This window comes from Curtobacterium sp. 314Chir4.1 (assembly GCF_900215175.1).
Classification (GTDB): domain Bacteria; phylum Actinomycetota; class Actinomycetes; order Actinomycetales; family Microbacteriaceae; genus Curtobacterium; species Curtobacterium pusillum_A.
Map to the genome: position 1 here is coordinate 895124 of NZ_OCMI01000001.1, position 15032 is coordinate 910155.

A 15032-nucleotide genomic window follows, 5' to 3' on the forward strand; every position below is an offset into this window, starting at 1 on the left:
CCGCTCGTGTCGGATCGACGGGTGATCAGTGGAAGCTGTCACCGCAGGCGCAGCTGCCCTGCGCGTTGGGGTTGTCGATCGTGAAGCCCTGCTTCTGGATGGTGTCCTCGAAGTCGATCGAGGCACCGTCGAGGTACGGGACGCTCATCTTGTCGACGACGACCTCGACACCCGGCTCGAACTCGGCCGTGGTGTCGCCGTCGAGCAGCCGCTCGTCGAAGTACAGCTGGTAGATCAGCCCGGAGCAGCCGCCGGGCTGCACGGCGAGACGCAGGCGCAGGTCGTCGCGGCCCTCCTGTTCGAGGAGGCTCGCCACCTTCGCCGCGGCCGCGTCGCTGAGCAGGACGCCGTGCGAGGGCGTCTCGGTCGCCGGTGCGTTCTCGGTGATGGTGTCGCTCATCCGCGCGTCTCCCTCCGGGCGGTGTGGTTCACCGCTCCTGGTCCGATTGTAAGCACCGTCAGCCGCGAGTCGCGAGACGCGCCAGCAGGATCGTCTCCGAAGCGATCGCGCGGTGCAGCACGCCGAGGTGCTGCGACTCGTTCGGGCTGTGCGCGCGGGTGTCCGGGTCCTCGACGCCGGTCACGAGGATCTGCGCCTCCGGGAACTCCGCCGCGAGGTCGGACACGAACGGGATCGACCCGCCGATGCCCTGCTCGACGGCGTCGTTGCCCCAGCCCTCGCGCATCGCGGTCCGCGCCTCCTGGACGGCCCAGCCGGCGGTGTCCACCAGGAACCCGTCGCCGGCGTCCGGCTCGGTGAGCTCGATCTGCGCACCGAACGGCACGTGCTCGCGCAGGTGACGCTCCACCGCCGCGGCGGCCTCGGACGCGTCCTGCCCCGGGGCGACCCGGACCGAGACCCGGGCGGAGACGGTCGGCAGCAGCGTGTTCGACGCGTTCGCGACGCTCGGCACGTCCATGCCGGTGACGGTGATCGACGGCTGGAACCACATGCGGGACAGGACGTCGCCGCGGCCCACCGGTCGGACGCCGGGCAGGAGCGCTGCGTCCGACGCGAGCTCGTCCTCGGAGCGGGCCGGCACGGGCGCGTCGTACGACGTCAGCCCCTCGACCGCGACCGAGCCGTCGTCGTCGTGCAGGGACGCGAGCAGCCGGACCATCGGGATCATGGCGTCTGGTGCCGCTCCCCCGAACATGCCGCTGTGGCTGGCGTGCTCGAGCGTCGTCAGGGTGAGCTTGAACGTGACGTTGCCGCGCAGGGACACCGTGATCGACGGCACCTCGGTCGACCAGTTGTCGCTGTCCGCCACCACGATGACGTCCGCCGCCAGGTGCTCCTTCTGCTCGCGGAGGAAGGTGCGGAACGACCGGGAGCCGAACTCCTCCTCGCCCTCGACGAACAGCACGACGCCGAGGTCGAGGTCGTCGCCGAACTGCGCGTGCACCGCCCGGAGCGAGGCGATGTGGGTCATGACGCCGGCCTTGTCGTCCGAGGCGCCGCGGCCGTACAGGCGGTCACCGCGGAGCGTCGGCTCGAACGGCGGGGTCTCCCAGAGCGCGTCGTCGCCCTGCGGCTGCACGTCGTGGTGGGCGTAGAGCATGACCGTCGGCTTGCCGTTGCGGGCTGGGCGGACCGCGAGCACCGCGGGCTGTCCGAGCTCGCCGCCGGTGGACTCGGCGTCGGCGGTGTCCCCGGAGACCGCCGACCGCACGATCCGCACGGCGTCGTCGGCGAACACGCCCGTCGACCGCGCGAGGTCCGCGACGGCCTCGGCGCTGGCCCGCACGTTCGCCGGGTCGAAGGCCGACCAGGACACCGAGGGCAGCCGCACGAGCGCGGAGAGGTCGGCGATCGTCGTGGGCAGCGCGCCCTGCACGTGTTCGCGGAGGGCGTCGAGGAGTGCGGGGTCGGTCGCGGGGCTGTGCTGTGCGGTGTCGGTCATGCCCGGTAATCTAGAGGACGATCCAGCACGCACACCGCCGTTAGGAACGCACCGTGGCGAAGGCAGCCCCCAAGACCAACACGACCGTGAACCCGACCGAGGCCGAGCTCCTCGAGCAGGGGAAGGGTCGCCCGACCCCGAGCCGTCGCGAGCGTGAGGCCGCCAACCGCCGCCCCCTCGTCGGCAACAGCCCGGTCGACAAGAAGGCCGCTCGCGCACGCCTCACGAACGAGCGCGAGAAGGCCCGCGTCGGCATGGCCAACGGCGAGGAGCGCTACCTCCCCGCGAAGGACAAGGGCGAGCAGCGCAGGTTCGTGCGCGACTGGATCGACGCCCGCTGGAACGTCGGCGAGATCATGATGCCGGTGCTCGTGCTGTTCCTGATCGTCGGGTTCGCGGCCTCGCAGACCGCGATCGCGTCGTACGCGCTCCTGCTCGTCTGGGCGTTCGTGGCGCTCTTCGTGCTCGACTGCGTCATCCTCTGGCTGTCGTTCCGCAAGAAGCTGACGAACAAGTTCGGGTCGATGCAGCGCGGCACGTTCCTCTACATCCTCACGCGTGCGTGGCAGCTGCGCTTCCTGCGCCTGCCGAAGCCGCAGGTCAAGCGCGGCGAGTACCCCGCCGTCTGACCCACCACGAAGCGCCGTCCGGTTCGCCGGGCGGCGCTTCGCCGCGTCCGGCCCGCGACCCTCGCGCCGAGATCGCACTTCCTGACGCGCGCGTCGGATCGAAGCCGCCCGGAGTGCGATCTCACGTTCTCGCAGTGGCCAGCTGACGGCCTGGAGGCGCGGGGCGGCCTGGCACCGTGCCTCCAGGCCGTCTGCCGGTCACCACGCGCAACGGCGTCGCCGCCGGGCCAACGCCGCCGGACTGCGATCTCGCGGCGGCTGTGGCACGGTACGACCCCGCGTCAGCGCGCAGCGCGCCGCAGGCGCCGCCGCCGCAGCCGGTTGATGCGCGTCGCCCAGGTCGGCCCCTCGTAGAGGAACGCCGTGTAGCCCTGCACGAGCGTGGCCCCCGCGTCGATGCGGTCCTGCACGTCCTGCTCGCTCGTCACGCCCCCGACCGCGATGACGCAGAAGTCAGCCGGCACCGCAGCACGCACGCGCCGCAAGACCTCGAGGGATCGGGCGGCCACCGGAGCGCCGGACAGGCCGCCGGCACCCATCGCCGACACCTCAGCCTCCGGGGTCACGAGGCCCGCCCGCGAGATCGTGGTGTTGTTCGCGATGACGCCGGCCAACCCGACGGACACCGCGAGCTCGGCGATCGCGTCGACCTGCTCGTCGGTGAGGTCCGGAGCGATCTTCACGAGCACCGGCACCTTGCCAGCGGCGTCCCGCACGGCGGTGAGCAGCGGACGGAGCTGGTCGAGTTCCTGCAGGCCACGGAGCCCGGGCGTGTTCGGCGAGCTGACGTTGACGGCCAGGTAGTCCGCGAACGGTGCGAGGCGTCGGGTGGACTCGAGGTAGTCGTCGATCGCGTCGGCGACGTCGACGACCCGGCTCTTGCCGATGTTGACGCCGATCACCGGGCGACCGGGGTTCCGGCGGGCGCGTTCGAGCCTGCGGGCGGCCGCGGCGGCACCGTGGTTGTTGAAGCCCATCCGGTTGATGAGCGCGCGGTCCGCGATGAGCCGGAAGAGCCGCGGTCGTTCGTTCCCGGGCTGCGGCTTCGCGGTGATGGTGCCCACCTCGACGTGCCCGAACCCGAGGACCCCGAGTCCGGCGATGCCGCGGGCGTCCTTGTCGAACCCGGCGGCCAGGCCGAACCGCGACGGGAAGTGGATCCCCATCGTGGTGACGCCGTCCATCGCCGAGGGACGCGAGTACCGCTCGATCAGGCCGCGCACGATCGGCACGTGCGGCAGGGTCTTGATCACCGCGAAGGCGATGTGGTGCGCGCGCTCCGGGTCCATGTTCGCGAACACGGAACGGAAGACGACGGCGTACCCGCCACGGACGATGCGTTCCGCGATGCCGCTCACGCGTCGGCCCCGGCCGGTGAGGCAGCCCCTGCCCCGCCGTGGTGGTCGATGCGGAGCTGCCCGATGGCGTCCTCGAAGTCCTCGAGCGAGTCGAAGGCCTGGTAGACGCTCGCGAAGCGCAGGAACGCGACCTCGTCGAGTTCGCGCAGCGGGTCGAGGATCGCCAGGCCGATGTCGTTCGCGTCGATCTGGCTCGAGCCGGACGAGCGGACGGTCTCCTCGACGCGCTGCGCGAGCACCGCCAGGTCGCCGTCCGTCACGGGGCGGCCCTGGCACGCCTTGCGCACGCCGGAGACGATCTTGTCGCGACTGAACGCCTCGGTGACCCCGTTGCGCTTCACCACGTTGAGCGAGGCGGTCTCGGTGGTCGAGAAGCGGCGCCCGCAGTTGGGGCACTGACGACGGCGACGGATGGAGGTTCCGTCGTCGCTCGTCCGGGAATCGACGACGCGGGAGTCCGGGTGGCGGCAGAAGGGGCAGAACATGGCGTCCCCCAGGCTATCGGTTCGTGCGCTCCGTCACGGCGGCGCCGTGCGCGGGGAGCTGTTCCTCGGTGGAGAGGGCGACGATGTGGCCGGCGACCTCGGACAACGCCGAGGGCGTGTACCGGATGACCTGCTGCGGCCGGAGGAAGGTCGACGCGGACAGCCCGGAGCCGAACCGCGCCTGACCGCCGGTCGGCAGCACGTGGTTCGACCCGGCGAGGTAGTCCCCCAGGCTGACCGGCGTGCTCGGCCCGACGAACACCGCACCGGCGGCGTCGATCTGCGCGAGCACGGCGTCGTCGTCGGCCGTCTGGATCTCGAGGTGCTCCGGCCCGTACGCGTTGCTCACGGTCGCGGCGTCGGCGAGCGAGTCCACCAGCACGATGGCGGACTGCGGTCCGTCCAGGGCGGTCTGGAGGCGCGCAGCAGTCCCCAGCGCAGCCACCCGTGACGGGATGGCCGCCTCCACCGCATCGGCGAACGTCGCCGACGTCGTCACCAGCACGCTGCCGGCCTGCTCGTCGTGCTCGGCCTGGCTGATGAGGTCGGCGGCCACGAACCCGGCGTCGGCGGTGTCGTCGGCGATCACGAGGATCTCGGTCGCCCCGGCCTCGGCGTCGATGCCGACGACCCCGCGCACCAGGCGCTTCGCCGCGGCGACGTAGTTGTTGCCGGGACCCGTGACGAGGTCGACCGGCTCGAGCCCGATCGACGGCACGCCGTACGCCAGCGCGCCGATCGCCCCGGCACCGCCCATCGCGTAGACCTCGTCGACGCCGAGGAGCCCGGCGGCCGCGAGGATCGTCGGGTGCACCGCTCCGCCGTGGTCCCGCTGCGGCGGGGACACGAGGGCGATCGACCCGACACCGGCGACCTGCGCGGGCACCACGTTCATGACCACGCTCGACGGGTACACCGCCTTGCCACCGGGGACGTAGAGCCCCACGCGGCGCATCGGCTGCCAGCGCTGGTGCACCTCGGCGCCGTCGGCCAGCGTGGTGACGGAGGCCGCGGGCACCTGTGCGGCACTCGCGGCACGGACGCGGCGGATCGCCTCGTCGAGGGACGCGCGCAGCGCCGGGGTGAGCCCGGCGACGGCGGCGGCGATCTCGGCGGCCGGCACGCGCACGTGCTCCGGCGCTCCCCCGTCGAACCGCTCGGCCTGCTCGCGCAGCGCCGACTCGCCGTGCTCGCGGACCGCGTCCACGAGCTCGCGTGCGGCGTCGACGGCGTGCGAGACGTCACCGGCGGCGCGGGGCATGAGTCGGAGGAGTTCGGCACGGGCGGGGAGGCCGCCGCGGAGGTCGATTCGCTGCATCATCAGGGGGCCAAGCCTACCGAGGGGGTCGGACGGAACGTGCCCCGCGCCCAGTAACGTGAGGGTCGATGAACTTCGAGAAGGCACGGCGCCTCGTCAGCGACCTCGTCCGCGTCAACGAGCGGTACGCACGCGACGGCCACTACCGGAACGACGTCCGCGAGCGACTCGGGCGCACGGTGTCCCGGGTGGACGTCGGGGTGGCCCGGCGCGAACGCGACCGGGCACCGCTCACCGCGCGCCCGTTCGAGGGCCTGGTCGAGACCAGCCTGGCGCTCGCCGGCATCCGCACCGTTGACCGCGCGCCCGAGGTCGTCCTCGTGGTCGACGAGCTCCGCGAGGGCGCCGCGTTCGCCGGCGTGCAGACCGCCCTCGCCGTGGCCCTCGCGCTCGGCGAGCGGCTCGGCCGCCCGGTCCGCGTCGTCATGGTGCGCTGGACGACCCCGGGCAACAGCGCGGCCGCCGCCGAGGCCCTGGTCGCCGACCGTTTCCCGGAGTCCCGCGTCGACGGCCGCCCCGGTGTCCGCGTCGTCCGCCGCGAGGACGTGCTCGACACCGCGTTCGGCCGCGACGACGTGTGGATCGCCACGCACTGGAAGACCGCGCACCCGATCGACGTGGCCGTCACCGCCGGAGTGGTCCCCCGCGACCGCGTCGTGTACCTCGTGCAGGACTACGAACCCGGGTTCAGCCCCTGGTCGACCGAGTACGCCGTCGCCGCGTCGACCTACCGCGCCGGCTTCCGGATGCTCGTGAACTCGGAACCGCTCCGGAAGTACCTCGCCGAGGTCGAGGGCCTGGACGTCCCGAGGGAGCGGACGTTCGCGCCGCACCTCGACCTCGAGCTGCTCGAACGTGTCGCCGGGGCCCGTACACACGAGTCGACCGTCCGCGTCCTCTTCTACGGACGCCCGAGCAAGCACCGCAACCTGTTCCGGCTCGGCGTCGCGGCGCTGCGGGTCGCCGTCCAGGAGCTCGCCGACGACGGCATCCGGGTGGAGTTCCACTCCGCCGGCGAGCAGCACGGCGACGTGGAGCTCGACGGGGGCCGGGGCGACGTCAAGCTCGTGAGCCACGGGACGATGCCGTGGGACGACTACTTCCGCTTCATCGCCTCGACCAACGTCGTCCTGTCGCTGCAGCACAGCCCGCACCCGAGCCACCCGCCGTTCGACGGTGCGATCTCCGGCGCGCGGGTCGTGACGAACGAGTTCCGCGACACCCGGGGCCACCTGCACCCGAACCTCGCAGCGGTCCCCGCCGACGCCCGGTCCCTCGGGCTCGCGGTCGCCGACGCCGTCCGAGCCGCCGCGGCCGACGGCCCGACGGGGTTCGTGCCGCTCGACGACGACGCGCTCGGCGGCCCGCTCGACAGCGCCGTCGACACCCTCGCCGCCCAGATCGAGCACCAGCACGAGCACGAGCACGAGCAGCCGGCGACCGAAGCGAACCAGGAGTCCACCCGATGACCCGCTCCACCCTCGTCGTCGTGCCCGTGTACGGCGACCTCGACTCCCTGCTGCGCTGCGTCGACGGGTTGATCGAGCACCTCGACACCGACCGCCACCGTGTGCTGCTCGTCAACGACTGCGGCCCCGACGTCGACACGATCGAACGGGCCCTGCTCGACCGCATCGCCGACCGGCCCGGCTTCCGGTACGAGCGCAACGACCACAACCTCGGCTTCGTCGGCACCTGCAACCGCGCCGTGCTCGAGCTGGACACCGGGGCCGAGGCCGTCCTCCTGCTCAACAGCGACGCCGTGCCGACCGCGGGCTTCCTCGACGCGATGCTCGCCGTGCTCGACGAGGAACGCACGGGTGTCGTGACCGCCCGCAGCGACAACGCGACGATCGCGAGCATCCCGTACCGCCTGACGAACCGCGGTGCCGCCCGGACCGAGGCGCGCACCCGTGCGGTCTGGTCCGAGATCGCCCCGCTCCTGCCCGAGTCCCAGGTCCTCCCCGTGGCGATGGGGTTCTGCTTCCTGACACGTCGCGAGCTGATCACGGAGCACGGCCTCTTCGACGAGGCGTTCGCCCCCGGGTACGGCGAGGAGAACGACTACTGCCTCCGCATCGCCGCACACGGCTGGCTGGCGAAGATCGCCAACCGGGCGCTCGTCCTGCACGCCGGCGGCAAGAGCTTCGCGGGCAACCGGTCCGCGCTCCGCGCCGCCCACCAGCGGGAGCTCGAACGCCGGTACCCCTTCCTTCCCGAGGCGGTGGCCGCCTACCAGCGGCACGGCATGACCGCGACCGAGCGCTTCGCCGACGTGCTCGTCCCCGCCGGGCCCGCCGCCCGGCTGGCGGTCGACCTGCGGCACGTCGAGGACGCCGCGGGGCTGGCCCGGCAGATCGACGCGGCCTTCGGGGACGGCTTCAGCCTGGAGGCACGGCTCCCCGCCGGCACGTCGGCCCCCGCCGGGTGGGCGGTCACCTCGGACGACCCGAACCCCGACGACCTCGTGACGGCGCAGATCCTGGTCGACCCGACGCCGGGCGACCTCGTGACCGCGAACCGTCGCGCCGCGGTCTGGGTGGTGGTGCGCACCGGCTCGACCACGCCGCCCTGGTCCTCGGCGCGGTACCGCGCCGGCGCCGACCGGGTGGCCGACCTGGCACGCCCGTTCGCCGACGTGGTCACGCCCGACGAACTCGAGAGCGCTCGCGAGGGCGTCGAGAACAGCATGCTCGCGCCGCTCGACGGCACGTCCGCACACCTGGAGCGGCGGTGGGCGGCGTTCCTGCCCCTCGAGCTCGCCGCCGTCGAAGTCGGCGCGGACGACGCCTCCGACGAGGTCGCGCGCCTGCGCCGGGAGCTCGACGAGCTGCGCACGAGCCGCTCCTTCCGCACCGGCCAGGCGATCGCCAAGGTCGCCTCGCGACTGCCGGGGCGCCGCTGATGGCGGACCGTTCCGGGCTCGGGCGGGTCGCACGGCGGCTCGCACGCGGGTTGCGCGGCCCCGAGAAGCCGCTGACCGTCACCGACCGGCTCGACCGGTGGGCCCGTCGGATCGGCGAGTTCGGCGTGCTCGACCGCGGGTACCTCGAGGCGCAGACCGGTCGGACGTTCGCCACCGACGACGAGGCGATCGCGTTCTACGTGCACAACGACGGCCAGCGGGGGCTCTCGCTCAGCCCGCTCGTCGAGCACGAGTGGATGCGCGAGCACCAGCCCGTGCCCGCGATGTCCTGGTACGACGCACTGCACCAGGAGGGACCAGAGCTCTTCCAGACCGGGCCGCTCTTCGACGCCGGCGTGTACGTGGCGTCGCTCCCGGCGGCCGACCGGCCGACGTCCACCCTGGATGCACTCCGCCACTTCCTGCGGAACGCGACGGACACGACCGCGCTCCCCGTGCCTCCAGGCCGTCGCGGACCCGCACCCACGTGGGGCGCCGTCCGGGAGTCGGCCGTGCTGGCGGCCCGCGAGTTCGCGGCCGCGCAGCACCGGACCCGGCGTCGCTACCGGTCGACCTGGGACGGTCCGGAGACCGCCGACGTCCTCGCGCGGTACGCGCGCGGGGCGGCCCGACGCGAGGCCGAGCAGCCGCTCGTCTCGATCGTGATGCCGGTGCACCGCCGTGCCGACGTCGTCGGCGCGGCCATCGCGTCCGTCCGCGCGCAACAGCACGCTGCGTGGGAGCTCGTCGTCGTCGACGACGGCTCGGGCGACGACACCGTCGACGTCGTCCGCCGGGCCGCGGCGGACGACGCCCGGGTCCGCCTGATCGAGCGGGAGAACGGCGGGGCCGGCGCCGCACGGAACACCGGGCTCGCGGCGGTCCGCGGCGACTTCGTGGCGTTCCTCGACGCGGACAACACGTGGCGACCGGAGCACCTCGCCGCCGCCCTCGCCGCACTGCTCGAGACCGACGGCCCCGGCGTCCACACCGGTGTTCGGATGATCGGCGCCAACAACGCCGACGACTCCACCGCGCCCGTCGAGACGTACCGCGGCGAGGACGGCACCCTCGAGGACCTGCTCGCCGGGAACTTCATCGACCTCAACGCCCTCGTCGTGCGGCGCGACGTCGCGGCGGCCGTGGGTCCCTTCGACGAGACCCTGCGCCGCTGGATCGACTGGGAGTGGCTGCTCCGGATCGGCAAGCGCTTCGGCGTCCCCGCGTACGTGCCGGTGATCGGTGTCGACTACGACAACGTCCGCGACCCGCGCCGGGTGTCGTCCGCGCAGCCGGCGTCCTGGCAGGAGGTCGCACTCGCGCGGCACCGCATCGACTGGGACGCCCTCGCCGCCGCCGCTCCGACGCGCGACGCGGCACTGGTGTCCGTCGTCGTCCCGGTCTTCCGCGACTGGACGATGACGCGTCGAGCCGTCGACGCCGTCCTCGGTGCCGCGGACCACGACGGCGACACCGTCGAGGTCGTGCTCGTCGACAACGGCTCACCCCGATCCGTGTCCGCGATCCTCGGCGCGTGGTTCCGCGACGAGCCGCGGGTGGTCCTGCAGCGCGAGGACCGCAACCGGAACTTCGGCCTCGGCAGCGACCTGGGCCTCGCGCGGTCCTCGGGCGGGATCGTCGTCATGCTGAACAACGACACCGAGGTCACCACCGGGTGGCTCCGGCCGCTCGTCGCAGCGCTGGACGACCGCGCGGTCCTCGGAGCGCAGCCGCTCCTCGTCTACCCGGACGGCGTCGTCCAGACCGCCGGCACCGTGTTCGGCGGCGACAAGGTGCTGCCGTGGCACTTCCTCGGCGACCACCCCCGGCACGATGCGGACCGGTACTTCGGTGCTCCGGACGGAGCGTCGTCGTCGGTTCTGCGGTTCTCGGCCATCACGGCTGCTGCTGCCGCGTTCCGGGCCGCCGACCTCATCCGGTGGCACGGGTTCGACCCCGTGTACGCGAACGGCCTGGAGGACGTCGACCTGTGCCTTCGCGCACTGGCGTCGTCCCCGGCCGGCTCGACCTTCGTCGTCGTGCCGTCCTCCGTCGTGGTCCACCACGAGAGCCGCTCCCCCGGTCGCGACGACGCCCGGGTCGACAACCGCCGGATCTTCGACGAGCGCTGGCGCGGCCGGTACCCGGCTGCAGACGCCGTCGACCGGTACGACGCTGCCGGCCTGCGCTGGCTCGGGGTCGAACCGGGACTGCCGAAGGGGCACGCCGTGATGGTGCGGTCCTCGCGTCCGGTCGTCGTCCGCGAGGAAGGCGCCGTGGGCCTCCGCGTCGCGGTCAAGCACGACGGCACCCGGGTGGCGGACGTGACGGCGCTGGTGGCTGCTCTGGAGGGTGCAGGGCACACCGTGCAGGTCGACGTGCCGACGTCCTGGTACCGAGGGTCGAGCGGGATCGACGAGGTGACCGTGCTGGTCTCCGGGGCGCCGTCAGCGTCCGGGGGTCCTTCGTTCGTGCCGCAGCCCGGCGCGTACAACGTCGTGTGGCTCGCGCCGGGACAGGTCGTGGCCGACGGGGACTTCGCCGCGGTCGTGGACGCCGAGGACGGGGCGGAGCAGGTGGTCCGGGCGCTCGCGTGACGTGAGCACCCGTCGTCTCTGTGGCCCTTTCTGGGGGTACGTTCACCCTGCTCCAAGCGGGACGCAGCCCGTTGTTCATCTTCGGGGGCGAACATATCTGTATGTCGCTCCTCTCCGATGCCATGCGGTCGACCTTCACGACCAAGTGCTCCGTGTGCGGTGCCGTCATCCGGAAGCGCGATGCGCTCGGCCACGAAGGGCTGGCGTTCTGCTCGGTCCTCCACGAAGCCGAGTACATCGTCGCCACAGCCGACTGACGTCTCCCCGTAGGATCGGGCAGTGCCCGATCGCTCCCTCGTGGTGTTCCCGGCCTACCGGGACAACCCGTACCTCAACCTGATGCTGCTGGCCCCCCGGGCTCGCGGCTGGAACGTCCTCGAGAGCCTCCGCCTCGAGCAGCTCGAACAGCACCTCGGACACCTCGGCTCCGGCGACGTGTTCCACATGCACTGGACCGCCCCGATCGTGCAGCGCACCGACGACGACCTCGCTTCGGCCGGCGCGCGTCTCGACCGCTTCCGCAGCGCCGTCGACGCGGCACGCTCGCGCGGCGCACGCCTCGTGTGGACGATCCACAACGTCCTGCCCCACGACGCCCAGCACCTCGAACTCGAACTCGAACTGAACCGGTACCTCGCCGCGACCGCCGACGCCGTGCACGTGATGAACCGCGACACACCCGCAGCCGTCGCGCCGCACTACACGCTCGACACCGACCGCGTGGTGCACATCCCGCACCCCAGCTACCAGGGCGTGTACCCGTCGTCGGTGTCGCGGTCCGAGGCCCGGGCACGCTTCGGCCTCGGCGACGACGACCGGGCAGTCCTGGCGTTCGGGCAGATGCGTCCGTACAAGGGCCTCGACGTGCTCGTCGACGCCGTGCGCCGGATCCCGGCAGCGGACCGCCCGGTGCTGCTGCTGGCGGGTCGGACGTCGGACGAGGACCGCGCTTCGATCGACGTGCTGCTCGGCGACGACGTCCGGGCCGTCCGCGAGCACGACCACGTCGAGGACATCGACGTCCAGTGGTGGTTCCGGGCTGCCGACGTCGCGGTGTTCCCCTACCGGCGGGTGCTCAACTCGGGCAGCCTGCACCTGGCTGCGTCGTTCGGGGTTCCTTCGGTGCTGCCCGACGAAGCACACCTGCGCGCGGAGTTCGGGGGCGAGGAGTGGATCCGGTGGTTCGACACCGGTGACGCTGCGGGGTCGCTCGCTGCGGTGCTCGCTGGACCTGCGGGCAGTGCGGAGGGGGCCGAGGCGTTCAGCCGGCGGCTGGCGCCGTTCGCGCGGTCGAGGGAGTACGCGGGGGTGTTGGACGAGGTCTCGGCGTCAGTCTCAGCTGAGCGCTGACGGGAACACTCGCGTCTCGAGGATGATCCGGCGGAAGGCCTCACCGAGCACCTCGTACTGAGCTGGGCCGGCTGGATGGGTGCCGTCCGTGCTGAAGCCCTCGGCCCAATCATCGCCGTCCCTGGCGACCGCCCACGGGTCCGCCCAGGACCAGCCGTGCGCCTCCGTGAACGCACGCAGATCGTCGTTGTACCGGAGGGCCGCCGCAGCGTGGAATCGGTACGGCGGGATCCTTGCGACGACGACCCGCTTGGGCCGCACGACCGCGACGATCTGCTCGTAAGCGGGCGCTTCGTCAGCGAGCGTCTTGCCGGTCCGCACGGCGTTCGTACCGGCGAGGATGACGAGCACGTCGACATCGCTGATCGACTGCACGGCGGCAGCCATCTGCTCGGGAGTGGCGCCAGAACGCGCCCAGCCGCCCGCGTACTGGATGCCCTCCCCCTCGGCGTAGGTCATCCACGACTCATCGTCGAGGCCGTTGCCCGAGAAGTGCGATCGTCCGGCACTGAGCGAGTCACCGACCACGGCCACCCGGAGTGGAGCTGGAGCTGCACGTTCGGCTGCTTGCGGTGTCGAGTCAGGTTCGCGGAACGTCGGCACGAGGTCTCCGGCAACGAAGAGCGCCACGAGCAGGGCGACCACCAAGCTCAGGGACAACACACGACGCACGCGACCATTCTGCGGCATGCGAGGCTTCTTCAAGAGAACATCAACGAAGCCTGCGGTTCACCCGCGCGAGGATCCCCGTGATGCCTCGTCTACGAGCACCGCGTCGGTCGACGAGGAACCGCCAACCGTTCTTGCGGTCCGCGAGCGGTTGCATCGGATAACCGGTGTCGAGCGGCGGCAACGGCATGCGCGCCGTCACGACAGGGAAGTCGCCGAGTACGCCGTCGGCTTCGACGTTCACGGTCCACCGTCCGGCGGCGAACTGCGTGGCGTCGAGCGAAGCGACCCACTTTCCAGGAGTCGTTCGCACCGGCACCACGAGCGTGTCCGAGCCCTCGTCCGACCGCAGCACCAGCTGCAGGTTCGCGTTCCGCGCCCGTCCGTTCAACGTGCCACTGAGCGCGAGTCCACTCGTCGTGGGCTCTGCACTGCTGACGACCAACGGAACGAGATGGCGCAGGCTGGACACAGCCCGCACCGCAGCGACATCGCCACGACGGACAGCATCGGCCATGGCGGCGAGGAGTCCGGGCTCGCTGGACTGGAGCGGCAGCCCATCGAAGGCCCGCACAGCGTCAGCGAGCCGATCTGGAGCCACTTCGTCGGCGCCGTTCACCAGAGTCGGGAGGAGTCCCCCCGCCGCGAGTCGCCCGACGTCGACCCAGCTCGCATCCGCCCGGCGCAACGCGGCCAGGCCGACAGTCCAGGCGTCGACGCGATCCTGACCGTGCGAGGACGTGGAACCACGGACGAAACCGGGCAGCACAGCGTGCTCGTCGCTGAGCACGAGCGCCCACAGCATTCTCCGGACGGGGGCGACCTCCTCGATCCGGTCGACTGGAACTACTCGGAGCAGAGCCGTCACCGCGGCTCGGACGGCTGCGACGTCATCATCAGAGTGTTCGACGGCGAAGAACCGAGCGAGATGTGCCCATCCGTCCGCATCGAGCACGACTTCAGCATGTATCGCTTCGAGGACGGGTCGGCCATCGAGGAGCTGCGCGCAGAGGAGCTCTTGCTCGAGGTACCTCACCGTGGCGGCAGCGTCCGCCCACTTGGAGATCGAACTGCTGTCGCTCCTGTCGCGGTACAGGTAGACGGGAACGGGGACGATATCGATGTGTTCAGCGCTCACGAGCGCACGTGTCATCGGCTCGATGTCATCGACGCTCACCACTTCGGGAAACCGGAGAGCTGCTCGGTCCCAGAACGACCGACGGAACATGCGGTTCCAGCAGGCTCGGCCTGCAAGGATGCCCGGCAGGTCTTCCGGGACGATCCCGGTTCGCGCGCGATCGAAGGAAGACCAACGTGCAGTCGGACTCCACGTCGTCGTCGGCGAGAACTTCAGGTGATCGCCGATCGCCATGTCGGAGCCGCTCGTCTCGAGCGATTCGACCATCGTCTTGTAGGCACCATCAGGAACGATGTCGTCTGAGTCGGCGAAGACGAGGTACTCCCCCGCCGCCGCCGCAACTCCCTCGTTCCGAGCTGCGGCGGCGGAGGCCGCACCGGATTCGATGAGCTGAACGCGGTCGTCTCGGTCGGCGAAGCTCCTCACCACCTCTGCCGATGCGTCGACAGAACCGTTGTCGACCACGAGGACTTCGATGTCCGGCAGCCCTTGCGCGAGAACGCTCTCGAGGAGCTCGCCCACCCACGGTGCGCTGTTCCGGAGCGGCACGACGACCGAGACCAGACTGCTGACGGTTCGGCTCTCCACGGTCTTCATCGTGATCCTGACGCTAGCAGGGCCCGAGAAGCACAACGGATATGAGGATCGCTGGTATTCTCCTGAGGCGTTTCTGACGCAC

Annotated in this window: 13 protein-coding genes; 6 read left to right on the plus strand and 7 right to left on the minus strand. The window is 71.7% G+C overall.

What is annotated here, in order from left to right:
• Positions 1-25: 25 nt before the first annotated feature.
• Together CRP27_RS04130 and CRP27_RS04135 are read right to left on the minus strand one after the other, a co-directional pair.
• On the minus strand, positions 26-400 hold the full coding sequence (locus tag CRP27_RS04130) for an iron-sulfur cluster assembly accessory protein (RefSeq protein ID WP_097179423.1): 375 nt from the start codon (positions 398-400) through the stop codon (positions 26-28).
• Between the two features lie 58 nt (positions 401-458).
• Positions 459-1904: a dipeptidase gene (locus CRP27_RS04135; protein ID WP_097179424.1), complete on the minus strand. Its 1446-nt coding sequence runs from the start codon at positions 1902-1904 to the stop codon at positions 459-461.
• A 53-nt stretch (positions 1905-1957) separates the two neighbouring features.
• Between CRP27_RS04135 and CRP27_RS04140 the strand changes: the two genes are divergently transcribed.
• On the plus strand, positions 1958-2533 hold the full coding sequence (locus CRP27_RS04140) for a DUF3043 domain-containing protein (protein ID WP_255257421.1): 576 nt from the start codon (positions 1958-1960) through the stop codon (positions 2531-2533).
• 281 nt (positions 2534-2814) lie between these two features.
• Here CRP27_RS04140 and CRP27_RS04145 read toward each other — a convergent pair whose 3' ends face one another.
• The 3 genes from CRP27_RS04145 to hisD are packed head-to-tail and all read right to left on the minus strand — an operon-like array spanning position 2815 to position 5697.
• Positions 2815-3891 carry a quinone-dependent dihydroorotate dehydrogenase gene (locus tag CRP27_RS04145; RefSeq protein ID WP_097179425.1) on the minus strand — a complete coding sequence of 359 codons (1077 nt, stop codon included), beginning with the start codon at positions 3889-3891 and terminating at the stop codon, positions 2815-2817.
• Positions 3888-4376, minus strand: coding sequence for a transcriptional regulator NrdR (gene nrdR, locus CRP27_RS04150; RefSeq protein WP_079235725.1), 489 nt, complete (start codon positions 4374-4376; stop codon positions 3888-3890). The genes CRP27_RS04145 and nrdR overlap by 4 nt, the downstream gene beginning before the upstream one ends.
• A 13-nt stretch (positions 4377-4389) precedes the next feature.
• Positions 4390-5697, minus strand: a complete 1308-nt coding sequence (gene hisD / locus CRP27_RS04155) for a histidinol dehydrogenase (protein ID WP_097179426.1) — start codon at positions 5695-5697, stop codon at positions 4390-4392.
• A gap of 65 nt (positions 5698-5762) precedes the next feature.
• On the opposite strand from hisD, the gene CRP27_RS18115 reads away from it, so the two are divergent.
• The 5 genes from CRP27_RS18115 to CRP27_RS04175 all read left to right on the plus strand — a co-directional run bounded on the left by CRP27_RS18115 (position 5763) and on the right by CRP27_RS04175 (position 12546).
• On the plus strand, positions 5763-7163 hold the full coding sequence (locus CRP27_RS18115) for a hypothetical protein (protein ID WP_097179427.1): 1401 nt from the start codon (positions 5763-5765) through the stop codon (positions 7161-7163).
• Positions 7160-8599: a glycosyltransferase family 2 protein gene (locus CRP27_RS04165; protein ID WP_097179428.1), complete on the plus strand. Its 1440-nt coding sequence runs from the start codon at positions 7160-7162 to the stop codon at positions 8597-8599. The genes CRP27_RS18115 and CRP27_RS04165 overlap by 4 nt, the downstream gene beginning before the upstream one ends.
• Positions 8599-11196 carry a glycosyltransferase gene (locus CRP27_RS04170; protein WP_097179429.1) on the plus strand — a complete coding sequence of 866 codons (2598 nt, stop codon included), beginning with the start codon at positions 8599-8601 and terminating at the stop codon, positions 11194-11196. Before CRP27_RS04165 ends, CRP27_RS04170 begins: the two co-directional genes overlap by 1 nt.
• 101 nt (positions 11197-11297) lie before the next feature.
• Positions 11298-11453 (plus strand): hypothetical protein, encoded by a 156-nt coding sequence (locus CRP27_RS18120; protein ID WP_158521767.1) that lies wholly within the window; start codon positions 11298-11300, stop codon positions 11451-11453.
• Between the two features lie 22 nt (positions 11454-11475).
• Positions 11476-12546 carry a glycosyltransferase gene (locus CRP27_RS04175; protein WP_097179430.1) on the plus strand — a complete coding sequence of 357 codons (1071 nt, stop codon included), beginning with the start codon at positions 11476-11478 and terminating at the stop codon, positions 12544-12546.
• Here CRP27_RS04175 and CRP27_RS04180 read toward each other — a convergent pair.
• The gene (locus tag CRP27_RS04180) at positions 12532-13218 is read right to left on the minus strand and encodes an SGNH/GDSL hydrolase family protein (RefSeq protein ID WP_176505454.1); all 687 of its coding nucleotides are present in this window, start codon (positions 13216-13218) and stop codon (positions 12532-12534) included. The genes CRP27_RS04175 and CRP27_RS04180 overlap by 15 nt on opposite strands.
• A gap of 40 nt (positions 13219-13258) precedes the next feature.
• Positions 13259-14950: a glycosyltransferase family 2 protein gene (locus CRP27_RS04185; protein ID WP_097179432.1), complete on the minus strand. Its 1692-nt coding sequence runs from the start codon at positions 14948-14950 to the stop codon at positions 13259-13261.
• Positions 14951-15032: the final 82 nt, after the last annotated feature.